At 66.2% G+C, this 23954-nt stretch carries 19 protein-coding genes and 2 pseudogenes; 12 read left to right on the forward strand and 9 right to left on the reverse strand.

Annotated elements, in window-relative coordinates:
* The first annotated feature begins 618 nt into the window (after positions 1–618).
* The 6 genes and pseudogenes from CFB49_RS10415 to CFB49_RS37135 form a co-directional block, all read left to right on the forward strand.
* Positions 619–903 (forward strand): hypothetical protein, encoded by a 285-nt coding sequence (locus tag CFB49_RS10415; protein ID WP_089491468.1) that lies wholly within the window; start codon positions 619–621, stop codon positions 901–903.
* Positions 904–936: 33 nt separating this feature from the next.
* On the forward strand, positions 937–1104 hold the full coding sequence (gene rpsU / locus CFB49_RS10420; RefSeq protein ID WP_089491284.1) for a 30S ribosomal protein S21: 168 nt from the start codon (positions 937–939) through the stop codon (positions 1102–1104).
* Between the two features lie 9 nt (positions 1105–1113).
* Positions 1114–1320, forward strand: a complete 207-nt coding sequence (locus tag CFB49_RS10425; RefSeq protein WP_089491285.1) for a hypothetical protein — start codon at positions 1114–1116, stop codon at positions 1318–1320.
* A gap of 561 nt (positions 1321–1881) precedes the next feature.
* Positions 1882–2097, forward strand: coding sequence for a hypothetical protein (locus tag CFB49_RS36760; protein ID WP_084044169.1), 216 nt, complete (start codon positions 1882–1884; stop codon positions 2095–2097).
* Positions 2098–2231: 134 nt separating this feature from the next.
* Positions 2232–2516 (forward strand): hypothetical protein, encoded by a 285-nt coding sequence (locus CFB49_RS10435; protein ID WP_069617793.1) that lies wholly within the window; start codon positions 2232–2234, stop codon positions 2514–2516.
* A gap of 28 nt (positions 2517–2544) precedes the next feature.
* Positions 2545–2751: pseudogene (locus tag CFB49_RS37135) on the forward strand (integrase core domain-containing protein); the annotation flags it as partial.
* On the opposite strand, the gene CFB49_RS10445 reads toward CFB49_RS37135, so the two are convergent.
* Entirely contained in the window at positions 2672–4150 is a 1479-nt protein-coding gene (locus tag CFB49_RS10445; protein WP_069617792.1) for a sensor domain-containing diguanylate cyclase, read from the reverse strand. The pseudogene CFB49_RS37135 and the gene CFB49_RS10445 sit on opposite strands and share 80 nt — an antisense overlap.
* Positions 4151–4321: 171 nt before the next feature.
* A pseudogene (locus CFB49_RS37140) lies at positions 4322–4594 on the reverse strand (IS3 family transposase); the annotation flags it as partial.
* A 612-nt stretch (positions 4595–5206) separates the two neighbouring features.
* Here CFB49_RS37140 and CFB49_RS10455 point away from each other — a divergent pair.
* Positions 5207–7348, forward strand: a complete 2142-nt coding sequence (locus tag CFB49_RS10455; RefSeq protein WP_089491286.1) for a hypothetical protein — start codon at positions 5207–5209, stop codon at positions 7346–7348.
* An 85-nt stretch (positions 7349–7433) separates the two neighbouring features.
* Here CFB49_RS10455 and CFB49_RS10460 read toward each other — a convergent pair whose 3' ends face one another.
* The 5 genes from CFB49_RS10460 to CFB49_RS10480 form a co-directional block, all read right to left on the reverse strand.
* Entirely contained in the window at positions 7434–8834 is a 1401-nt protein-coding gene (locus CFB49_RS10460) for a sensor domain-containing diguanylate cyclase (RefSeq protein WP_089491287.1), read from the reverse strand.
* Positions 8835–9099: 265 nt separating this feature from the next.
* Positions 9100–10278 (reverse strand): acetyl-CoA C-acyltransferase, encoded by a 1179-nt coding sequence (locus tag CFB49_RS10465; protein ID WP_069617789.1) that lies wholly within the window; start codon positions 10276–10278, stop codon positions 9100–9102.
* 39 nt (positions 10279–10317) lie between these two features.
* Positions 10318–10950 carry a bifunctional nicotinamidase/pyrazinamidase gene (gene pncA, locus CFB49_RS10470; protein WP_089491288.1) on the reverse strand — a complete coding sequence of 211 codons (633 nt, stop codon included), beginning with the start codon at positions 10948–10950 and terminating at the stop codon, positions 10318–10320.
* Between the two features lie 44 nt (positions 10951–10994).
* The gene (locus CFB49_RS10475) at positions 10995–13079 is read right to left on the reverse strand and encodes a 3-hydroxyacyl-CoA dehydrogenase NAD-binding domain-containing protein (RefSeq protein ID WP_089491289.1); all 2085 of its coding nucleotides are present in this window, start codon (positions 13077–13079) and stop codon (positions 10995–10997) included.
* Between the two features lie 188 nt (positions 13080–13267).
* Complete coding sequence (locus CFB49_RS10480; RefSeq protein WP_089491290.1) at positions 13268–14911, reverse strand: 3-(methylthio)propionyl-CoA ligase; 1644 nt, start codon at positions 14909–14911, stop codon at positions 13268–13270.
* A 177-nt stretch (positions 14912–15088) separates the two neighbouring features.
* Between CFB49_RS10480 and CFB49_RS10485 the strand changes: the two genes are divergently transcribed.
* From CFB49_RS10485 to CFB49_RS10505, 5 genes are all read left to right on the forward strand, one after another.
* Complete coding sequence (locus tag CFB49_RS10485) at positions 15089–16657, forward strand: protein adenylyltransferase SelO (RefSeq protein ID WP_089491291.1); 1569 nt, start codon at positions 15089–15091, stop codon at positions 16655–16657.
* 43 nt (positions 16658–16700) lie between these two features.
* Entirely contained in the window at positions 16701–17132 is a 432-nt protein-coding gene (gene msrB / locus CFB49_RS10490) for a peptide-methionine (R)-S-oxide reductase MsrB (RefSeq protein WP_089491292.1), read from the forward strand.
* Between the two features lie 130 nt (positions 17133–17262).
* Positions 17263–17793 (forward strand): septation protein A, encoded by a 531-nt coding sequence (locus CFB49_RS10495; protein ID WP_089435162.1) that lies wholly within the window; start codon positions 17263–17265, stop codon positions 17791–17793.
* 1 nt (position 17794) lies between these two features.
* Positions 17795–18103, forward strand: coding sequence for a BolA family protein (locus CFB49_RS10500; RefSeq protein WP_050013273.1), 309 nt, complete (start codon positions 17795–17797; stop codon positions 18101–18103).
* Positions 18104–18121: 18 nt separating this feature from the next.
* Complete coding sequence (locus tag CFB49_RS10505; RefSeq protein ID WP_069617783.1) at positions 18122–18904, forward strand: peptidylprolyl isomerase; 783 nt, start codon at positions 18122–18124, stop codon at positions 18902–18904.
* Positions 18905–19075: 171 nt separating this feature from the next.
* Here CFB49_RS10505 and CFB49_RS10510 read toward each other — a convergent pair whose 3' ends face one another.
* Together CFB49_RS10510 and purL are read right to left on the reverse strand one after the other, a co-directional pair.
* A complete protein-coding gene (locus CFB49_RS10510; RefSeq protein WP_089491469.1) occupies positions 19076–19624 on the reverse strand; it encodes a GNAT family N-acetyltransferase in 549 nt (182 codons plus the stop codon).
* 5 nt (positions 19625–19629) lie between these two features.
* Positions 19630–23694: a phosphoribosylformylglycinamidine synthase gene (gene purL, locus CFB49_RS10515; protein ID WP_089491293.1), complete on the reverse strand. Its 4065-nt coding sequence runs from the start codon at positions 23692–23694 to the stop codon at positions 19630–19632.
* Positions 23695–23954: the final 260 nt, after the last annotated feature.

A 23954-nucleotide genomic window follows, 5' to 3' on the forward strand; every position in this document is an offset into this window, starting at 1 on the left:
ACCGATCCAAGCGAGGGGCGCAGCAGGAGAACCCCCATGACCCGAAGCTGGCCTCGCAGTAACAAGGCGCCTCCCCGTGCCAAGCAAGCCATGATCCTGCCAAAGCTGGGCACCGCATTAAACTGGGTGCCACCCAAGCCTCTCTCCGTCACGAAATCACATTCAAAGAAACGCTCGCTTGCTCCACAATAACGCTCGCGGGTCCGGATGGCGTCGTCGAGGAAGTGCATCCAGACAGCAACTTCTGCGTGACACTAGAAAACGGCACGCCAGTCGCCGCATACGCATGGGGTGCATGCGCCTTGCCCGAACGCCGGCCAGACGGGCGACAACGCCCCCTCATCTAGCAAGCCGTTCCCACACCTTCCGCTCATGTGTGGTGCGCCTTTGTGCCACTCCCGAATAAATTGAACGCAAAGCAAGCGATGCGCGTATGATGGGCTCATCCGAGCGACCAGTCGTCCTCTGACGTTCGCCCCTCCAGCCTTCCGCTTGCTGCATCGCCCCTCCTTCGCGCTGCAACGTTGTTCCCCTCACCCATTGGCCGCCCCGTAACGGGATACTGGCCGGATGTGTTCGCCCATGCGACTCGTCGTGGCCGAACGCCAGGAGTTCGTCATGAGCATGCATGTCTATCGTGGATTCGAGATTTATCCACTCATTTATCCTCACGTGCCGCCGCTGAACGGCTGCCCGCATAACTACGACGCCGGATTCGACGCGGCGGTCAAGATTTGCCTGCGCGGCACCACCGATACGCTGACGCAGAGCCAGACCTTCAGATTGGGCGACGCATCGCCATTCGACAACGCCGGCGACGCGCGTCGAGCGTCGGTGCGCTATGCCGAGAACATCATCGACGACAATCGACGCAGTCAGGCGTTCTTTTCCAGCGCACGCTGAGGCCACGCGCCAACGCAACGCAATTTGTTGTGCATGCGGCGATTTCGGCGCGGCATTGAGAAAACAAGGCTGATTCGCGAGTTGCGCAGCCGCACGAGCTACGAGAAGCCGACGACGGAACGCAAGCGGAAAAAGGCCTGCGCCGTTGTCAGACAGCGTCGGCGCGCGAAGCACATGTTGCCGCCTCGCAAGAGGTACTAGGGGACCATCGTGTTCAATATGCCGGCCGATGTTCCTCCGTTTTTCCCGCTGACAAAATGCGAAGTAGATTTCGATCAAAAGAAGGAAATGGTGACACTCCTGCCGAGCTTCTATGCGTTCGGACATGAGTACACTGGCCGTGGCCTCCTGATTGGTCGGGACGATGCATTCAGGTTGATTGCGGCAATAGAGAAGGCGCTCAGTACCCGGGGATGATACGGGTGCCGAAGCATTCGCGAGTATCGACAACAAGACGACGACCATCATGCGCTTCGCGACCAGATACGTGGATTTGCTCTGTTTCCTTGTTGCAATGCAACTCGTCACTCAAAGGAAAACTCGTGAGTGGCTGTCGCCATTTCAGCTCGTTGAATCATTGCAGGCATGGCTCGTCGTCCATCGTGCGCAATGCGAATGGCGCGATCGTGTCTGGATAGGTCACGCATCGCTTCAGATAGCGAAGTCCGTCAGCTCCGCGGACAAGTTCACATGTGCGGAACAGTTTCTCGGCACGGAAGACGATTCGACAACGCGGCCGCGAGGCGCGCTGTTGAGTCGGTTGAATCTGCGGTCAAAGTGCGTTCGCTACCTTCGGCAGCAGGTCTGACAGTGACGACACTCGCACGGGGACGAGCATCCGGGCAACAGTAGCAAGCCAGCGAGATGCCGTCCTCATAGCTGGCTCGATCATCGAGCATCGAACAACCGTTCCTTGCGACTGATTCCATTTCCGGCTGTTCCATCGATGGCTCAGTTCACCACGAAAGTTGGGCGCATATGTTCTTCAATTCGACAAGATTCCGAATCAATCCGACACCACGCAGGGCCGATGAGCAGTACGTCGCGCACGCGAGAATCACCACGTTCCTCTTGGATGGATCGGAGCGAGAAGTGCACGCTAGCGGCGACCTGGCCGTTTTCTACAGTCGTGGCGATGCAATTGCGTACGCAACGAAATGGGCGGAGGGGTGGCTGACGTCACAGTTTGGTTGAATATCCGCACTGTCAACCAACGAACGGGAACAGCATCGCTCACCGCATTCTTCTGCATCGAACATCTATACGAATGGCCGCATTGGAAGGAGTCTGACTTGCTAACACCATCTCGAAAAAATGACACGCCGGCGATGACGATCGACCAAAGTTCCATACCTCACTACGTCGTTGTGTTGGGTGGCTGGCGGCCCTATGTGTTGAATATAGACCGTATCGTTATCCGACGCGACGCAAGCCGGTTGTTGCTTGCCTTTGCACGCACTCGCGGAAAACTCGAGTGCATCGACGGCGACGATTGGAATACGTTTTCCGAGACGCAGAATCTTTCAGCGCCTGAGCGTCGGGAGGCACGGTTCTACGCGCTGGTAAAAGGGACCGAGACCGAACATCAACTGCGGCTGCTTGCAATTCTCTGACTCGGCATTCCGGACGGAGACATGGCGAAGCCATACATCTAAACTGCGGGACGCATTGCTAAACCGCGAATGGTTCCGCAGCCGCGCCGAGGCCAGGGTGCTCATCGAACGCTGGCGGCAGTTCTATAACGAGCGACACAATGCAGCGCCCCCCGTCACTCCGCCGGCTGCAGCGCGGCAACCTTGTTCCGCCCGGTCGCCTTCGCGTAGTACAGCGCCTCGTCCGCCGCCTTGATCACGGCATCAGGCTGCCCTTCCTGATCCGGCATCCAGCACGCCAGGCCAATGCTCGCCGTCACACGTCCGTATTCGCTGCCGGCGTGCTCGAGGGCCAACGCATCGATTGCTGCGCGAATCCGCTCGGCAATCTGCGCCGCTCCGGTTTGTGGCGTGTCAGGAAGCAGTACGACGAACTCCTCTCCGCCATAACGCGCCGCCGTATCGGCCGGCCGGCGAATATTGTCGCCGATGCACCGCGCGACAGCCGCCAACGCATCGTCCCCGGCCTGATGGCCGTACGTGTCGTTGTAAGCCTTGAACCGGTCCACATCCACGAACAGCAGCGAGAAAACGGAATGCGCACGTCGCGCGCGACGCCACTCCTGGTCCAGTACCTCGCCAAAGCTGCGGCGATTGCTCAGGCCGGTGAGACCGTCCGTCCGGGCGAGCAGCACGAGTTCCGACTCCGCCCGCATACGGCGCCGTAGCTGCGAACCGAGCAGGAGGGACAGTGCGATGAACGCCACCCCGAACGTCGCGACCAGTCCGCCGATCTTGATCGCACGTTGCCGCCATGCGGCGTAAATGTCCTCCTCTGCCTCCGCCACCATGATGATCAGCGGCAGTTTCGGCAAATGCTTGAAGTAGTACAGGCGACGCACGCCGTCGATCGATGACGTTTCGGAGAAGGCGCCCTCGCGCGCGGTCTGAAACCGCCGGAACGTCGCGGCTTTGCTGATGTCGCGGCCGATGGTATGCACATCGTACGGCTGACGCATCACCATCTTGCCGTCTTCGCCGATGAGCGAAATCGAGCCATGCTTGCCAAGCGAAAGCCCGGCGAAGAGTTGATGGAAATAATCAAGATTGACCGCGATAACGACAATGCCGCCAAACGATCCATCGGGGTTCGAAATCCGCCGCGTGAGCGCGATACTGAGCTTTCCTCCACGCAAACGGGAGACGAACGGGTCACTGATATAGAGTCCGACGTTCGGGTTGTCGCGGTGGACCGTGAAGTATCGCCGATCGGCGAAATTGCCCTTGCGCGGCTCGTCATAGCCCGAATCCAGAACGATATTGCCGCCTGCATCCATTACGAGCATCGAGCCGAGAAATTGCGCGGTCATCGCGTGATCGAACAGCACCGCACGGCGCAGACCGGGCGAAGCGTCCATCACATCGCGGCGCTGCAACCCATGGATGACCGCTTGCAAAGACAGGTCGTACAACTCCAAATTACGTTCGATGTCGCGCTCGGCGACCAGTCCGAGGTTGCGTGACGTTTCCCTTGCCCGCTCCATCGCGTCGTCGCGGCTCTGCAAGAGTTGCAGCACGCATAGCGCCATGAGCGCGCATGCGATCACGGAAGCAATCGCCACGATGATGTAAGGGGCAGTCTTACGGGGATGCATGGGTCTCCTCACCGCGAATGCGCGCCCCTCGCGTCGCGCGCAGATTGCTCATACTAAATCAGTTAGGGCGATATTCGCGCCCAGCGCGAGCGGAAAGGCTCAGCCGCGGGCGATTATAAATATTCAGCAAGAAAAATTGCCCGCCCGTAGCCGGCTCCTGCCCCCGATACACACGTTCGACGCGTCTCTACAGCGCGCTTCGATCCCCGCGACCGACTCGTGACGATGACCGTGCGGGGGCAGCTGCAACAAAGCGAAAGTCTGCCGCTGGCTTGCGCGAAACGCTGCTTCGAGTCCGTGACCGTTCACGACGTCGGGAACGCCTCGGCGTTTTTTGAAAGCACGTCCTGCAGCATGACCGTGTCCGGCGACAAATCGGCCGCGAACGGGCCGCTCGAGCTTCGCGCGCTCTTCGTCGAGCCTCTTTAGCCGGTGAAGCGTCGAAGCGACGATGCATCGTCGTGCGGGCATGCGCAGGAACGCGGATTGCTGACGGCCTTCGCGCACGGTGGCGGCGCATGTCGGCCTGCCATGACACCGACCGACACAATGCGCCGATTCGTTTCCTATCCGGCATCAATCGCCGGCGTGACGGAGCATTGCCGATCGTTTCTCAACCGATATCCGGAATGCATTAACTTGATCCCATTGAATCGCACATTTTACCGGCGCAACGAGTAATAATTGCGACCGGATTTCAATCCAATATTGGAAGACAAAAACATTATTGACTTCGACTTTCCCGCAAATTTAGAATCGCCTACGACGGCTTACGTATCGTTTTCCTCGCCGCTCCGGATTCGCCACTCACCTGCGCGAAGGCCCGTTGTATCGACCTTCCCGCGGGGCATCGACGTGCGCCCCTGTCGTTTTCAGCTTTCGGCATATATCGGCCACTCGGTTATTTGCCAACTCATTTTCCTTTCGAAGAAACGCAATACCCTCATTCACTCCAGTCATTCGCGAGAGTGAATGCAAAGCAGCACCCAACGGACCCAAGATCCGCCAATTAGATATCCGGATAAAAAATCGCCAGTCATCAGGAGGGACATCAACATGCATCGCCTTGCGAAGTCGCTGTGTCTCGGGTTCGTCTGCGCCGGCCTGCTGTCGGCCTGCAACGACGACGACGTCCGGTCGACCACCCCGCCGTCGAACACCGCCGCGTTGTCGTTCCGCATGGATACCGGCGGCCAGATCAACGCGTTCTACCGGCAGGACAAGGTCGCCGCGCACCTGCTGGTACGCTCGTCGACGAAGCCGCGCCTGCTCGTGGTCTTCCCCGCCGGCAATAGCGGCACCGGGCTGTGGTTCGACGACACCGCGCAGCCGGTGAACTGGACCCTCGACACGCCGCCGTCCGCGCTGTCGGCCCCGGACGCACACGGCCGCCCGCTGTACGGCATCGGCGCCGACGTGTCGGTCGACACCGCTACGCTGACGATCCGCCAGGGCGTGCTCAGCAACGTGCGCTTCCTGCGCGACTTCAACGGCGGCGCGACGATTCCGCCGCAGATCCTCACCGCGCCGACGGTCCAGGGCGGCACCGCGCAATGGCAACGCGACCGGCTCGACGGCGCGCCCGGCTATGCGCTGCGCATCACGCTGCGCGACGGCGGCAGCATCGCGCCGGCAGCGGGCGGCAAGCTCGTGCTGAACGCGCCGGCGGGCTCGCACACGCTGAAGCTGCACATCGATGCGCTGTCGGGCGAGACACCGCTGTCGCCGATCACGCACGCCGACCTGTTCGCCCCGTCGGTGAATCCCGACCCGGTCAGCCAGAACGTGCTCGAATTCCTGAGCTTCAACGACAAGCTGTTGGCGGGCTCGTGGCAGTACGACACGTACTTCGGCCGCGACACGCTGATTTCGGTCCGCATGCTGATGCCCGTGCTCGAACCCGCTGCGATCGAGGCCGGGCTGTCGTCGGTGCTGAGCCGCCTGTCGGCCGACGGCAAGGTCGCGCACGAGGAAGGCATCGGCGAATTCGCGCTGGTCGACAACCAGAAGAACGGGCGACCGAACGATCCGACACCGACCTACGACTACAAGATGATCGACAGCGACTACCTGCTCGCGCCGATCGCGGCCGCGTGGCTGATCGACGATACGCGCGGCCAGGCGCGTGCGGCCACGTATCTGGCGCAGCGCGGCAGCGACGGGCAGACCAACGGCAGCCGCCTCGTCGTCAATCTGCTGCACGTCGCGACGACCGCGCAGCCGTTCGCGCAGCAGCCGTCGGTCGCGAACCTGATTCACCTGCGGCCCGGTGAAATCGTCGGCAACTGGCGCGACAGTACCGACGGCCTCGGCGGCGGCGTGTACCCGTACGACGTGAACGCGGTGCTCGTGCCGGCCGCGCTGCGCGCGGCGAACGCGTTTCTCGCCCGCGGCCTGCTCGATCCGTATCTCGATGCCGGGCAGCGCGCGACGCTCGCCAACACGGCGAACGAAGCGGCCACGTGGGAAACGCAGGCGCCGCCGCTGTTCCAGGTCAGCGTGCCGGCCGCGCAGGCGGCCATCGACGTGTCGGCCTATGCGCCGTCCGCCGGCGTGCCGGCCGGCGCCGCGCCCAACGCGTCGCTGGCCTTCTACGCGCTGTCGCTCGACCAGCAGGGCAACCCGATCCCGGTGATGAATTCGGACGGCGGCTTCGCGCTGCTCTTCGGCACGCCGCCGGACGATCAGCTCCAGCGGATCGTCGCCGACGTCACGCGGCCATTCCCGACCGGGCTCGTGACCGATGTCGGGATGCTGATCGCGAACCCCGCGTATGCGAACCCGTCGCTGTGGCCGAAGTTCACGAGTTCCGCGTATCACGGCACGGTAATCTGGTCGTGGCAGCAGGCGATGTGGGTGGCCGGGCTCGATCGCCAGCTGGCGCGCCAGGACCTGTCGGCCGCGACACGCACGCTGCTCACGCAGGCGCGGCAGACGATCTGGCAGGTGATCTCGAACGGACGCGACATGCGCACGTCGGAAATGTGGACGTGGTCCTACGTGAACGGCAAGTACCAGACCGACGCATTCGGCACGCGCAGCGCCGATGCGACCGAAGCCAACGCGGCGCAGCTCTGGAGTACGACGTATCTCGCGATCCGCGATCCGCAGCAGCGCGCGGGCAAGTACTGGTGGCAAGCGTCGCAGCCGATGCAGGGCGGGCAGCCGAAGCAGGCGACGGCGGTGGCGACGCGCTAGCGCGTCGCCGCGCGCGTGCCGGCCGGCGCCGGCCCGCAAAAGCCCCGGGGGCGCGCCCGTCGCCGGGGTGTCGATGACATGCGGATCATCGCGACACCACGCGGTTGCGCCCTTCCCGCTTCGCCTGGTACAGCCGCTCGTCGACCGCCCGCAGCAGCGCATCGACCGTGCCGCCGTCGACGCCGTATTGCGCGACGCCGACGCTGACCGTCACCTGCACGCGCTTGAAGTCCAGCCCGAACGGCGCACTCGCGATCGACGAACGCACGCGCTCGGCCGTCATCCGCGCGCCTTCGAGCGGCATCTCGGGCAAGAGCGCCATGAATTCCTCGCCGCCGACCCGCGCGAGCGCGCCCGCCGGCCGGATCGCCTCGAGGCACTGGCGCACGACGCCGCGCAGCACCTCGTCGCCGATCTGGTGCCCATAGGCATCGTTGATGTTCTTGAAATTGTCGAGATCGAGCGCGAGCAGGCAGAACGGCGTGCCGTCGCGCTCGGCCCGCACGATTTCGCGCTCGACCTGCGCGATGAACTGGCGGCGGTTCGACGCGCCCGTCATCGGGTCGGTCGCGGCCATGTACTCGAGCTTCTGATTCGTACGCCGCAACTCCTGCAGCGCGCTTTCGGTGCGCGCCATCGATTCCGACAGCCGGCTCATCAGGTCTTCCTGGCTGTAGATCGCCGAGAACGAGCGCGTCGTCTGCAGCGCCTGCACGACGCCGTAGCTCAACAGGAAGAACCCGCCCGCGAAGATCGCGTGCGCGAGCCACCACATATGATTCCACGGCTTGCCGAGAATGAACGCGAGCGACGACAGCGCGAACGCCATGATCGACACGCCGTAGATCACCATCAGCGGCGAGCGGATCCGCCGTGCGAGCAGCAGGCCCACGTTCAGCAGCGAGAACACCAGTGCGCCGCCTTCCATCGACAGCCGCGTGCCGAGCGCACCCGCGACCGGCGAATACGCGATGTACGCGACCGCCACGTTCACGATCAGGAAGAACACGATCCACGGCAGCCACGTCCGCACACTCGTGCGCTTGTCGAGCCGGTCGGGCGGACGCGAATACGACAGCAGCCCCGTGAGCAGCAGCGCCGACATCACGAACCGCGACGCGGGCCCGTACAGCAGGAACAGCCAGATATTGTGGTGCGCCATCCCGGTGAACGCGCCGTGCAGCGCGTAGATCATCGCGAAGCCGAGAAAGCCGAGCGTCAGCCAGCGCAGCAGCGGCTCGCCGGACGACCGGTAACACACCCACGTCACGTAGGTGACGAACGCGCCTTCGATCGTCGCCGCCGCGATCGCGATTTCATGGAAGGCGTGGTTCTCGAACACGACGCTCCGGTCGCTGAAGAACCACAGATAGGCAATCAGATAGGCCGGCAGCAACGCGAATCCGACCAGCAGGCATTTCGCGTAGAGCCTGACGGCCGCGCTGACGACGCGCGGCGGTTCCCCGGCTGCATAGGTCGTACTCATTCGGTCCCCGGTCGGTCTGCTGCGTTGGCTGGAATCTTCTCGGGACGGATCGTGCCCCCACGCGCGATCCGGCCCATCGTGCCGAAAGGCAAATGTCAGAGCAAGTATAGGAGGGGTAATTCGTTTGACAAGTCAGGGGAAACGGCATTGCCGGGTGCATGCCTTTTGCTTCCCGATCGTTTCGAATGGCGCATCGGTCGCGCCGATTCGCTGCGGCGGCGCGCGGTGACGCCGAAGCGCGACCGCGGCCGCCGCCGGTCAAAGATCAGAGGATTTCGAAGAGGCCGGCCGCGCCCTGCCCGCCGCCGATGCACATCGTGACGACCACGTACTTCACGCCGCGCCGCTTGCCCTCGATCAGCGCATGGCCGGTCAGGCGCGCGCCTGACACGCCGTACGGATGGCCGACCGCGATCGCGCCGCCGTTCACGTTCAGGCGGTCCTCAGGAATCCCGAGTGTATCGCGGCAGTACAGCACCTGCACCGCGAACGCCTCGTTCAATTCCCACAGGCCGATGTCGTCGACTGTCAGCCCGGCCTGCTTCAGCAGCTTGGGCACGGCGAACACCGGGCCGATGCCCATTTCGTCCGGTTCACAGCCGGCCACCGCGAAGCCGCGGAACGCGCCCAGCGGCTGCAGCCCTTCGCGCTGCGCCGCCTCGGCGCTCATCACGACGCATGCCGACGCGCCGTCCGAGAACTGGCTCGCATTGCCCGCGGTGATCACGCCGCCCGGCACGGCCGAACGGATCTTCGACACGCCTTCGAGCGTCGTGTCGGGTCGGATGCCTTCGTCGGCCGAGACCGTCACTTCCTGCGTGAACAGGCGGCCCGTCGCCTTGTCGGCGATGCCCGCGAGCACGGTGATCGGCACGATCTCGTCGCGGAAACGCCCGGCTTCCTGCGCGGCCGCGGCCCGCAGTTGCGACTGCACGCCGTACGCGTCCTGACGCTCCTTCGAGATCCCGTAGCGTTTCGCGACGTTCTCGGCGGTTTGCAGCATGTTCCAGTAGATCTCGGGCTTGTGCTGGACGAGCCAGCCTTCCTGGATCATGTGCCGGTTCATCTCGTTCTGCACGCACGAGATCGATTCGACGCCGCCGGCCACATAGATCTCGCCTTCGCCCGCGATGATCCGCTGCGCGGCCAGCGCGATGGTCTGCAGCCCCGACGAACAGAAACGGTTCACCGTCATCCCCGGCACGCTCACCGGCAACCCGGCGCGCAGCGCGATCTGCCGCGCGATGTTCGCGCCCGTCGCGCCTTCGGGGTTCGCGCAGCCCATGATCACGTCCTCGACGCGCGCCGGGTCGAGCTTCGCGCGCTCGAGCGCGGCCGCGACCACGTGGCCGCCGAGCGTCGCGCCGTGCGTCATGTTGAAGGCGCCGCGCCAGGATTTCGCGAGCGGCGTGCGTGCGGTCGATACGATTACGGCTTCGGTCATGCGAGTCTCCTTCGGTCCTGCTTCATGTTGGGGTCTGCGCTACGCCGCCGGGCGCGCGCTGGCTGACGTCGCATGCGCGACGCCCGCTGCCTGCATCTGCTGCCACGCGTGCGCGAGCGACCCGTTCAGGTCGATCGCCCGGCACGCGTCGTTGATCACCGCGGCTTCGAAACCGGCCGCGCGCGCATCGAGCGCCGACCACGCGACGCAATAGTCGGTCGCGAGCCCGCAGCACCACACGCGCTTCACGCCGAGCTCGCGCAGATAACCCGCGAGCCCCGTGCGCGTCGCGCGGTCGGCTTCGACGAACGCGGAATAGCTGTCGACCTGCGCGTCGCCCCCCTTGCGGATCACGAGCCTCGCGTGCGGGATGTCGAGGTCGCGATGCAGCGCCGCGCCGTCGGTGTCCTGCACGCAGTGCACGGGCCACAGCACCTGCTCGCCGTACGGCAGCGCGAGCGTCGAGAACGGCTCGCGGCCCGGGTGGTTCGCCGCGAACGACACGTGCTCGCGCGGGTGCCAGTCCTGCGTGAGCACGACCTGGTCGAAGCGTTGCGCGAGCGCGTTGATCACCGGCACGACCGCATCGCCGTCGGGCACCGCGAGCGCGCCGCCCGGCATGAAGTCGTATTGCACGTCGATCACGAGCAGGACGTCGTCGGTGCGTTTCATTGCGTATCTCCAGACAGGATCGGTCGCGCCGCGATGCCGCGGCGTCAGCCGTTGAACCCGCGGCCGGCCTTCGCCAGTTCCGCGATCGACGGCGCGAGCTGCCATGCGTCGCCGTTCGGCGCGGCCGCATAGCGGCGAATCGCGCGCTCGACGTTGTAGAGGCCGACCATGTCCGCGTACAGCATCGGGCCGCCGCGCCACAGCGGGAAGCCATAACCGGTCAGGTACACCATGTCGATGTCGGACGCCTTCGACGCGATCTTCTCCTCGAGGATCTTCGCGCCTTCGTTGACGAGCGCGAACACCAGCCGCTCGACGATCTCGTCGTCGCCGATCTTGCGCCGCTCGACGCCGCGCTCCTTCGAGTACGCGACGACCATCTCGTCGACGAGCGGCGACGGCTTCGCCTTGCGGTCGCCCGGCACGTAGTCGTACCAGCCGGCGCCCGTCTTCTGGCCGAAGCGGCCCTGTTCGCACAGACGGTCGGCGATCTTCGAATAGTGCAGATCGGGCTGCTCGACGTAGCGGCGCTTGCGGATCGCCCAGCCGATGTCGTTGCCGGCGAGGTCGCTCATCCGGAACGGCCCCATCGCGAAGCCGAACTTCTCGATCGCGCGATCGACCTGCGCGGGCAGCGCGCCCTCCTCGAGCATGAACAGCGCCTGGCGGATGTACTGCTCGATCATCCGGTTGCCGATGAAGCCGTCGCACACGCCCGACACGACCGCCGTCTTGCGGATCTTCTTCGCCACCGCCATCACGGTCGCGAGCACGTCCTTCGCGGTCTGCGCGCCGCGCACGACCTCGAGCAGCTTCATCACGTTCGCCGGGCTGAAGAAGTGCATGCCGACGACGTCCTGCGGACGCTTCGTGAACGCCGCGATCTTGTCGACGTCGAGCGTCGACGTGTTCGACGCGAGGATCGCACCCGGCTTCGCGACGTCGTCGAGCTTCTTGAACACCTGCTCCTTCACGCCGAGTTCCTCGAACACCGCTTCGACGATCAGGTCGGCGTCCTTCAGGTCGTCGTAAGACAGCGTCGGCGTGATCAGCGCGATGCGCGCGTCGAGCTTCTCCTGCGTGAGCTTGCCCTTCTTCACCTGCGCGTCGTAGTTCCTGCGGATCGTCGCGAGGCCGCGCTCGAGCGCATCCTGCTTCGTCTCGAGCAGCGTGACGGGCAGCCCGGCGTTGACGAAGTTCATCGCGATCCCGCCGCCCATCGTGCCCGCGCCGATCACGCCGACCCGGCGGATCTCGCGCAGCGGCGTATCGGCCGGCACGTCGGGAATCTTGCTCGCCGCGCGCTCGCCGAAGAACGCATGGCGCAGCGCGCGGCTTTCCGGCGTCATCATCAGCGCGACGAAGCCGTCGCGTTCCGCGACGCTGCCCTTGTCGAAGCCGTTCAGCACGCCGGCCTCGATCGCATCGATGCACTTGTGCGGCGCGGGGAAATTCGGCGCGGCGGCCCGCGCGGAGTTGCGTGCGAACTGAATGAAGCCCGCCGCGTTCTCGTGGACGATCTGGCGATCACGCACGCGTGGATGCGGCCCGTTCTGCGCGCCGACCCTGCGGGCGAACGCGACGGCCGCGTCGAGCAGGTCGCCGTCGGCCATCTCGTCGAACAGCCCGCTCTTCGCGAGCTGCTCCGACGGCACCGGCGCGCCCGACACGATCATGTTCAGCGCGGTTTCGAGCCCCACCGCACGCGGCAGCCGTTGCGTGCCGCCCGCGCCCGGCAGCAGCCCGAGCTTCACTTCGGGCAGCGCGACCTGCGCGCCCGGCGCGGCGACCCGGTAGTGCGCGCCGAGCGCGAGCTCCAGCCCGCCGCCCATCACGACGCTGTGCAGCGCCGCGACGACCGGCTTCGCGCTCGCCTCCACCGCGCGGATCACGGTGTGCAGCGTCGGCTCCTGCAGCGCCTTCGGCGTATTGAATTCGGTGATGTCGGCGCCGCCCGAGAACGCGCGGCCCGCGCCGGTCAGCACGATGGCCGTGACCGACGGATCCTGCGCGGCGCGATCGAGCGCGTCCATGACGCCCTGGCGGGTCGACAGGCCGAGCCCGTTGACGGGCGGATTGTTGAGCGTGATGACGGCCACGCCGTCGCGAGTCGAGTAATCCACTGCCATCTGCCTGCCTCCATGCATCGCGCGCCGGATTGGCTGCGCTTCATTGTGCGCGGTCGAACGGCCGCATGTCCGAATGAACGCAGGCAGCATACAACGAAAAAGCACGGTCGTTCAATTTGAATTTCGTTCCCGATCCGGGGACGGATCGGCGACCGGTTCGCGGGCAGGCGGCGCCCCGGACACGCGGCTTATGGCGCGCACGCTGCCGTCGGCAACACGTAATCGCGGAACGTCTCGCGCAGCTTCAGCTTCTGCAGCTTGCCGGTCGCGGTGTGCGGCAGCGCTTCGACGAACACGACGTCGTCGGGGATCCACCACTTCGCGACCTTGCCTTCGTAGAACGCGAGCAGCGCGTCGCGCGTCAGGTTCGCGCCGTCGCGCGGCACCACGACGAGCAGCGGCCGCTCGGTCCATTTCGGGTGCGCGCACGCGATACACGCGGCTTCGGCCACCCCGGGATGCGCGATCGCGACGTTCTCGATGTCGATCGAGCTGATCCATTCGCCGCCCGACTTGATCACGTCCTTGCTGCGGTCGGTGATCTGCAGGAAGCCGTCGGGGTCGATCGTCGCGACGTCGCCGGTCGGGAACCAGCCATCCGACAGCGGCGACGCATCGCCGCGAAAGTAGTGGTCGATCACCCACGGGCCGCGTACCTGCAATTCGCCGAACGCGACGCCGTCCCACGGCAGCTCGCGGCCGTCCTCGCCGACGATCCGCATGTCGACGCCGCAGATCACGCGCCCCTGCTTTTCGAGCAGCCGGCGTTGCGCGTCGAGCGGCCGCTGCGACTGCGCCCAGTTGAGCTTCGCGAGCGTGCCGAGCGGCGACAGTTCGGTCATTCCCCACGCATGGATCACGCGCACGCCGTATTCGTCCTCGAACGTGCGCAGCATCGCGGGCGGGCACGCGGAGCCGCCGATCACCGTGCGGTTCAGCGTCGAGAAACGCACGCCGGCCTCGCGCATGTGGTTCAGCAAGCCGAGCCACACGGTCGGCACGCCCGCGGAGAACGTCACGCGCTCGGCCTCCATCAGTTCGTACAGCGATTTCCCGTCGAGATCCTTGCCGGGCAGCACCAGCTTGCCGCCGGTGAGCGGCACCGCGTACGGCAGCCCCCACGCGTTGACGTGGAACATCGGCACGACGGGCAGCACGGCATCCATCGCGGACAGGTTCATCGCGTCGGGCAGCGCGGCGCCGTATGCATGCAGCACGGTCGAGCGATGCGAGTACAGCACACCCTTCGGATTGCCGGTCGTCCCCGACGTGTAGCAGAGCCCCGACGCCTGCTGCTCGTCGAGGCGCGGCCAGTCGTAGCGGCCGTCCTCGGCTTCGACGAGCGTTTCGTAGCAGAGGAACGGCGTCGCGCCGGGCGGCAGGTGCGCGGCGTCCGTCATCGCGATCCAGCCCTTCACGTGCGGACATTGCGGCGCGATCGCATCGACGAGCGGCGCGAAATTGATGTCGAAGAAGACGTAGCGGTCTTCCGCGTGATTGACGATGTACGCGATCTGTTCGGGAAACAGGCGCGGGTTGATCGTGTGGCACACGGCGCCCATCCCGCCGATCCCGTAATACGCTTCCAGATGCCGGTAGCCGTTCCACGCCAGCGTGCCGACGCGGTCGCCGGTTTCGACGCCGAGCCGCGCGAGCGCCTGCGCCAGTTGCTTCGCGCGGCGTTCGCAATCGCGGTACGTATAGCGATGCAGGTCGCCTTCCACGCGCTTCGACACGATCTCCGTGTCGCCGGCGTGCCGCGCGGCATGCGCAATCAGCGACGACACTAGCAGCGGCACATCCATCATCTGGCCCAGCAACGGCTTACCCATCGTCTTGTTCTCCGTGAGGATGCGAATCGGTGACCAGCCTGGCGGCCGTTTCCGTCCGGAAGCAGCCCTCGTGCGCGCCCGTCGGCGGCCCGGACGGGCGTGGCGCACGATGCGCGGGCCGCCATGCGGGCGGCGCGACGCCGCCTTACAATATCGGCTTACCCAGAGGCGCTCAACATGTCGTTTTCCCGAAGCGCAGCCGATGCGGCTGACACCCTTCCCGACCTCGCCGCGACGCTCGGCGCGCCCGCCGAGCGCGCGTTCGTCACGCTCGGCGACGCGTTTCATACGCGGTTGCCGGCCGCGCCGCTTGCCGCGCCTTACGTCGTCGGCTTTTCCGACGAAGTCGCACAACTGCTCGACCTGCCGCCCGCGATCGCCGCGCAGCCCGGCTTCGCCGAGCTGTTCGCCGGCAACCCGACGCGCGACTGGCCCGCGCACGCGCTGCCGTACGCGTCGGTCTATTCCGGCCATCAGTTCGGCGTGTGGGCCGGCCAGCTCGGCGACGGCCGCGCGCTGACGATCGGCGAGTTGCCCGGGGCCGACGGCCGGCGCTACGAACTGCAGATCAAGGGCGGCGGCCGCACGCCGTACTCGCGGATGGGCGACGGCCGCGCGGTGCTGCGCTCGTCGATTCGCGAATTCCTGTGCTCGGAAGCGATGCATCACCTCGGCATCCCGACCACGCGCGCGCTGACGGTAATCGGCTCCGACCAGCCGGTGGTGCGCGAGGAGATCGAGACGGCGGCCGTCGTCACGCGCGTGTCGGAAAGCTTCGTGCGCTTCGGTCACTTCGAGCACTTCTTCTCGAACGATCGCCCCGACCTGCTGCGTCAGCTTGCCGATCACGTGATCGACCGCTTCTATCCGGCCTGCCGCGACGCGGACGATCCGTACCTCGCGCTGCTCGAAGCCGCGACGCTACGTACGGCCGACCTCGTCGCGCAATGGCAGGCCGTCGGCTTCTGCCACGGCGTGATGAACACCGACAACATGTCGATCCTCGGCGTGACGATCGACTACGGCCCGTTCGGCTTCGTCGATGCATTCGACGCGAACCACATCTGCAACCACTCAGACACCGGCGGCCGCTATGCGTACCGGATGCAGCCGCGCATCGCGCACTGGAACTGCTACTGCCTCGCGCAGGCGCTGCTGCCGCTGATCGGGCTGCAGCACGGCATCGCCGACGACGATGCGCGCGCCGAGCGCGCGGTGGAGGACGCCCAGGCCGTACTCGCGAAGTTTCCGGAACACTTCGGCCCCGCGCTCGAACGCGCGATGCGCGCGAAGCTCGGCCTCGCGCTCGAACGCGACGGCGACGCCGACCTCGCGAACAAGCTGCTCGAGACGATGCATGCGAGCCATGCGGATTTCACGCTGACGTTCCGCCGGCTCGCGCAGCTCTCGAAGCACGACGCGAGCCGCGACGCACCGGTGCGCGACCTGTTCATCGACCGCGAAGCGTTCGACGCCTGGGCGAACCTCTACCGCGCGCGGCTGTCCGAGGAAACGCGCGACGACGCGGCGCGCGCGGTTGCAATGAACCGCGCGAACCCCAAATACGTGCTTCGCAACCATCTGGCCGAAGTCGCGATCCGGCGCGCGAAGGAAAAGGATTTTTCGGAAGTCGAGCGGCTCGCGCAGATCCTGCGCCGCCCGTTCGACGAACAACCGGAGCATGAAGCGTATGCGGCGTTGCCGCCCGACTGGGCCGGCACGCTCGAAGTGAGCTGCTCGTCCTGAGCCCGCAACCCGCACATCTCGACCGACCGATCAGGAGAACCCCATGTCCCACGATTCCGACGACAAGACCTTCCCGTACCAGAAGGACGACGCCGAGCTGCGCCGCCGGCTCACGCCGATGCAGTACGAGGTCACGCAGCACGCGGCGACCGAGCGCGCGTTCACCGGCGAATACACCGACACCGAGGATGCCGGCATCTACAAGTGCGTCGTCTGCAGCACGCCGCTGTTCGAATCCGGCGCCAAGTTCCATTCGGGCTGCGGCTGGCCCAGCTACTTCAAGCCGCTCAACGGCAAGGTGATCGACGAGAAGGTCGACTACTCGCACGGGATGGTGCGCGTCGAGGTGCGCTGCAACCACTGCGGCGCCCATCTGGGCCACGTGTTCGAGGACGGCCCGCGCGACAAGACCGGTTTGCGGTACTGCATCAATTCGGCTGCGTTAAACTTCGAGTCCCGACCCGAAAACGAATAAGCGGCGCCGGGCGGATCTGCCGGGCGGCCAGCGTCGGGCCGGGCCGCCTCGATCCGCGACGGCGATGCCTGGCGGGTCCCTACAACGGTGGCAGGCCGCGCCAGCGGCCCGTCACGCAGCTGCGAGCGCCATGAAATTCCTGTTCGATCTGTTTCCGATCATCCTGTTTTTTGTCGCCTTCAAGGTCTGGGGCATCTTTACCGCCACCGCCGTCGCGATCGTCGCGACGCTGGCCCAGGTCGCGTGGGTCGCCTTCCGGCACCGGAAGGTCGACACGATGCTGTGGGTCAGCCTCGGCGTGATCGTCGTGTTCGGCGGCGCCACCCTCGTCCTGCATGACGAGAAATTCATTCAATGGAAACCGACCGTGCTGTACTGGCTGTTTGCGATCGGGTTGCTCGCCGCGCGTTATGCGTTCAGCAAGAACCTGATCGAGAAGATGATGGGCAAGCAGCTCACGCTGCCCGTCCCCGTGTGGGACAAGCTGAACGTCGCGTGGGCATCGTTCTTCGCGGTGCTCGGCGTCGCGAACCTGTACGTGGTGCACAACTTCACCGAGTCGCAATGGGTGAACTTCAAGCTGTTCGGTACGACGGGCGCGATGGTCGTGTTCATCATCCTGCAGAGCCTGTGGCTCACGAAGTACCTGAAGGACGAATGACATGAGCGACGCCTTTCTCCACGCCTCCGCCGACGAACGCATCGCGCTGATCGAAGCGCGCCTCACCGCGTCGCTCGCGCCGCTGTCGCTCACCGTGCGCGACGACAGCGCACAGCACGCGGGCCATGCGGGCGCGGCCGCCGGCGGCCATTTCACGGTCACGATCGTATCGTCCGCGTTCGCGGGCAAACCGCGCGTCGCGCGGCACCGGCTGGTGTATGATGCGCTCGCTGATGCGATGCAGCGCGGCATTCACGCGCTCGCGATCGTGGCTTACACGCCCGAAGAATTCAACGAATCTTCAATCTAGTCTCATTAGGAATTCCCGATGATCCTGAAATCCCCCCGCCTGTGGGTCGCGGCGGCTGCGTTTGCAGCGGCACCGGCATTTGCCCAGAACATCGCCGTCGTCAACGGCACGCCGATTCCGAAGTCGCGCGCCGACGCGATGGTCGCGCAGCTCGTCCAGCAAGGCCAGACCGACGGCCCGCAACTGCAGCAGGCCGTGCGCCAGGAACTCGTGAACCGCGAAATCCTGATGCAGGAAGCGATCCGCGAAGGCATCCCGAACCGTCCGGACGTGAAGGCGCAAGTCGCCGTCGCGCAGCAGACCGTCGTGCTGCGCTCGATGATCGAGAGCTTCCTGAAGAAGAACCAGCCGACCGACGCCGAAGTGAAGGCGCGCTACGACGAACTCGTCAAGGGCGTGGGCGGCAACCGCGAGTACCACCTGCACCACATCCTCGTCGAGAGCGAGCAGCAGGCGAAGGACCTGATCGCGAAGATCAAGGGCGGCGCGAAGTTCGAGGATCTCGCGAAGCAATACTCGAAGGATCCGGGTTCGGGCAAGAACGGCGGCGATCTCGACTGGTCCGATCCGAAGGCGTACGTGCCGGAATTCGCGGCGGCCGCGCAGAAGCTGCAGAAAGGCCAGATGACCGACACGCCGGTGAAGACGCAGTTCGGCTGGCACATCATCCGCGTCGACGACATCCGCGACATCGCGCCGCCGCCGTTCGACCAGGTGAAGGCGCAGATCGCGCAGCAGCTCGTGCAGCAGAAGCTGCAGGCGTTCGAGGAAGGTCTGCGCCAGCAGGCGAAGATCCAGTAACGCCGGCGCGCGTCGCACGCGCATCGAAAAGCCGCTCTTCGGAGCGGCTTTTTCTTTTGGCGTGCACGAAACGGATGTCGCGCGACGCGATGGTGCGGGGCCGACGCGCAATAAAAAACCGCTCCGAAGAGCGGCTTTTCCATGCCAGGCGTTACCCGCGCGCGACGTTCGCTACGCGGCGGGATAGAACACGTCGTGATAGCGCACGTCGCCCGCCGGCAGCGGAGCCGATTCGTCGAACGACAGCGCAAGAAAATACTCGGCCGGCACGCCCGGAAACACGATGTCGCCGTGCGGTTCGAACCCGAAACGCGCGTAATACGCGGGCTCGCCGAGCACCACGCAGCCGCGCGCGCCGAGCCGGCGCAACGCGTCGAGCCCCGTGCGCACGAGCCCCGCGCCGATGCTTTGCCGCTGGCAATCGGGCCGCACCGCGAGCGGCGCGAGCCCGTACCACTGCTGGCTGCCGGCCGGCTCGCCGCCGATCGCGACCGGCGAGAACGCGACGTGCCCGACGATACGTCCGTCGCGCTCCGCGACGAGCGAGACGCTCAGCGCACCGTCCGCACGCAGCGTGTCGACGATGCGCTGTTCGACCTGCCCGCCCTGCGGCTCGCCCGCGAACGCCGCGCGGATCACGCGGCCGATCGCGTCGGCCTCGCTCGCACGTTCGTCACGCAGCGTGACGACCTCGACCGGCGCGTTCGGGTCGAACATCATCCCGATCAACCGATCCAGCGACGCGCGTTGCGGAATACGCGCAGCCACGGGCTCGCCTCACCCCAGCCTTCCGGATGCCAGCTCATCGTGACCGTGCGATGCACGCGCTCCATGTGCGGCATCAGCACCGAGAAGCGGCCGTCGGCCGTCGTGACCGACGTGATGCCGGCCGGCGACCCGTTCGGGTTGAACGGGTAGCGTTCGGTCGCTTCGCCGCGGTGGTCGACGTAACGCATCGCGACCGCGACGCGATCGATGTCGCCCTGCTGCGAGAAGTCCGCATAGCCTTCGCCGTGCGCGACCGCGACCGGAATCCGCGAGCCTTCCATCCCCGCGAAGAAGATCGACGGCGACTTCTCCACTTCGACGAACGAGAAGCGCGCCTCGAACTGCTCGGACTTGTTGCGCGTGAACTTCGGCCAGGCTTCCGCGCCCGGGATCATCGACGCGATGCTCGACAGCATCTGGCAGCCGTTGCAGATACCGAGTGCGAAGGTATCGGGACGCGCGAAGAACGCCGAGAACATGTCGGCGAGATTCGCGTTGAAGCGGATCGTCTTCGCCCAGCCTTCGCCCGCGCCCAGCACGTCGCCGTACGAGAAGCCGCCGCATGCGACCGCGCCCGCGAAATCGGCCAGCGATGCGCGGCCCGCGAGCAGGTCGCTCATGTGCACGTCGTGCGCATCGAAGCCTGCGCGGTCGAACGCGTACGCGGTTTCCAGATGCGAGTTCACGCCCTGCTCGCGCAGGATCGCGACGCGCGGCCGTGCACCCGTCGCGATGAACGGCGCGGCGATGTCGTCGGCCGGATCGAACGTCAGCACCGGCGAGATGCCCGGATCGGCCGCATCGAGCAGCGCGTCGTATTCGGCATCCGCGCAGGCCGGGTTGTCGCGCAGGCGCGCGATGCGCCAGCTCACTTCACTCCATGCGCGATGGAGTTCGGTGCGCGGCGCGTCGAAGATCTTCTTCGCGTCGCGGTACACCTCGATCACGTCGCGATCGTTGACCGAGCCGATCACGTGCGAGCACGTCGACAGGCCGAACTCGCGCAGCGCGCCGAGCACCGCGTCGCGGTCGGACGCACGCACCTGCACGACGGCGCCGAGCTCTTCGGAGAACAGCGCGCGCAGCGTACGGTCGTCGCGACGGCCGCTCGTCTGCTTCGCCCAGTCCTTCGCGTCGCCGTAGTCGGATTCGTGGTTCGGGTCGAGCGTCAGCATGTCGACGTTCAGCGACACGCCCGCATGGCCCGCGAACGCCATTTCGCACACCGTCGCCCACAGGCCGCCGTCCGAGCGGTCGTGGTACGCGAGCAGCTTGTCTTGCGCATTGAGCGACTGGATCGCGTTGAAGAAGCGCTTCAGGTCTTCCGCGTCGTCGACGTCCGGCGTCGTGTCGCCGACCTGCTGCGTGACCTGCGCGAAGATGCTGCCCCCCATCCGGTTCTTGCCGCGGCCGAGATCGATCGCGATCAGCACGCTATCGCCCGCGTCGGCCACGCGGCGCAGTTGCGGCGTGAGATGACGGCGCACGTCCTCGACCGGCGCGAACGCCGAGATGATCAGCGACACCGGCGACACGACTTCCTTCGCGACGCCCTGCTCGTCCCACTTCGTCTTCATCGACAGCGAGTCCTTGCCGACCGGGATGCCGATCCCGAGCGCCGGGCACAGCTCCATGCCGATCGCCTTGACCGTGTCGAACAGCGCGGCGTCTTCGCCGGCCGTGCCGCACGCGGCCATCCAGTTCGCCGACAGCTTCAGCTTGTCGAGCGACGCGATCGGCGCGCTCGCGATGTTCGTGATCGCTTCGCCGACGGCCATGCGGCCCGACGCCGGCGCGTCGATCACCGCGAGCGGCGTGCGCTCGGCCATCGTCATCGCCTCGCCCTTGAAGCCCGCGTAGTCGAGCGCGGTGATCGCGCAGTCGGCCACCGGCACCTGCCACGGGCCGACCATCTGGTCGCGCACCGACGTACCGCCGACCGAACGATCGCCGATCGTGATCAGGAACGACTTGCTGCCGACCGTCGGATGCTTCAGCACGTCGAGCGCGACGGCCGACAGCGCGATGCCCGTCACGTCGACCGGCGCACGCTCGACCGCGACACGCGTGACGTCGCGGTGCATGCGCGGCGGCTTGCCGAGCAGCACTTCCATCGGCATGTCGACCGGGTATTCGTCGACGCCCGTCGCTTCGTCGTCGACCAGCTTCAGCTGGCGTTCGTCGGTCGCGACACCGACCACCGCGAACGGGCAGCGCTCGCGCGCGCAGATCGCCTCGAAGCGCGGCAGGTCGGCCGGCGCGATCGCCAGCACGTAGCGCTCCTGCGCCTCGTTCGACCAGATTTCGCGCGGCGACAGGCCCGACTCCTCGAGCGCGACCTTGCGCAGTTCGAAGCGCGCGCCCTTGCCCGCGCCGTCGACGATTTCGGGGAACGCGTTCGACAGGCCGCCCGCGCCGACGTCGTGGATGCTCAGGATCGGGTTTTCCGCGCCGAGCTGCCAGCAGCCGTTGATCACTTCCTGCGCGCGACGCTCGATTTCCGGGTTGCCGCGCTGCACCGAGTCGAAGTCGAGTTCGGCCGTGTTCGCGCCGGTCGCCATCGAGCTCGCGGCGCCGCCGCCCATGCCGATCCGCATGCCGGGGCCGCCGATCTGGATCAGCAGCGAGCCGGCCGGCACGTCGTGCTTGTGCGTGTGCTGATCCGCGATGTTGCCGAGGCCGCCCGCGATCATGATCGGCTTGTGATAGCCGTGCACCGTGCCGCCAACGTTCTGCTCGTACACGCGGAAGTAGCCGCCGAGGTTCGGGCGGCCGAATTCGTTGTTGAACGCGGCGCCGCCCAGCGGGCCGTCGATCATGATCTGCAGCGGCGACGCGATGCGGTCCGGACGGCCGTACGGGCCATGCACTTCGTTCGGGTTGCGCTCGGCCACCGGCTGCGCGGCGTCGCGCGCGTTTTCCCACGGCTGGCGTGCATCGGGCAGGTCGAGGTTCGACACGGTGAAACCCGTGAGGCCGGCCTTCGGACGCGCGCCGCGGCCCGTCGCGCCCTCGTCGCGGATCTCGCCGCCCGCGCCGGTCGCCGCACCCGGGAACGGCGAGATCGCCGTCGGGTGGTTGTGCGTCTCGACCTTCATCAGCGTGTGCGTGAGCTCGGTGTGGCGGCCATAACGTTCGCCCGGCTCGCCGGCCGCGCCGGCCTTGCGCGGGAACCAGCGCTCGGCTTCGGCGCCGACCATGATCGACGAGTTGTCCGAATACGCGACGATCGTGCCCTGCGGGCTCAGCTTCTCGGTATTGCGGATCATTGCGAACAGCGACATGTCCTGCGCTTCGCCGTCGATCGTCCACTGCGCGTTGAAGATCTTGTGGCGGCAGTGTTCGCTGTTCGCCTGCGCGAACATCATCAGTTCGACGTCGGTCGGGTTGCGTTCGAGCTTGCGGAACGCGTCGACCAGGTAGTCGATCTCGTCGTCGGCGAGCGCGAGGCCCAGCTCGACGTTCGCACGCTCCAGCGCGCCGCGGCCGACACCCAATACGTCGACGGTCGACAGCGGCTTGGCCGGCAGTTCGTCGAACAGGTGCCTCGCATCGTCGCGCGCCGCGACCACGCTTTCGGTCATCCGGTCATGCAGCGCGGCCGCGACGGCCGCGCGCGCGTCGTCCGACAGCGCCTTCTTGCCGCCGAGCAGGCCCGATTTCAGTGTGACCGTGAATTCGACGCCGCGCTCGATGCGGCGCACCTGCGTGAGGCCGCAGTGCTGTGCGATGTCGGTCGCCTTGCTGGCCCACGGCGAAACCGTGCCGAAGCGCGGCAGCACGACGAAGGTCTCGGTCGCGCCCTTTTCGCCCGCCGGCTGGAACGGCGCGCCGTAGTGCATCAGCGCATCGATGCGCGCGCTGTCGTCGGCCGACAGCGGTTCGGCCGCATTGACGAAGTGCAGGAACTGGCCGCGCACCGCGACGATGCCGGCGTCGATTTGCCTGAGCGTGTCGAGCAGACGGGTTTGACGGAAATCGGAGAGGGCCGAAGCGCCGGGAAAACACGAGAAGTGAGCCATGGGCTGGACTGACGTCGATGAGTCGCGCGAGGTGGCGACGTGGGGCGAAAGGAAGGCCGTAATTATACCCGGAAGTCGGCCGCCCAAGACCGGCCAATCGGTAGTCCGCCTGCACCGCCACGGCGACCGTGCGGGCGGCGCACCCCGCCGCACGCGGGGCCGGCCCCGCGCGGGCCCGCGGGGCGGCCGCCGTGGCGCGGCCGCACGGGCCCATGCTCGGCCGCCGCCGGCTCGCGCACTTTTGGCGCTATCATTCCGGG

Origin of the sequence: Burkholderia sp. AU17457 (assembly GCF_002223255.1) — a bacterium.
GTDB lineage: Bacteria > Pseudomonadota > Gammaproteobacteria > Burkholderiales > Burkholderiaceae > Burkholderia > Burkholderia sola.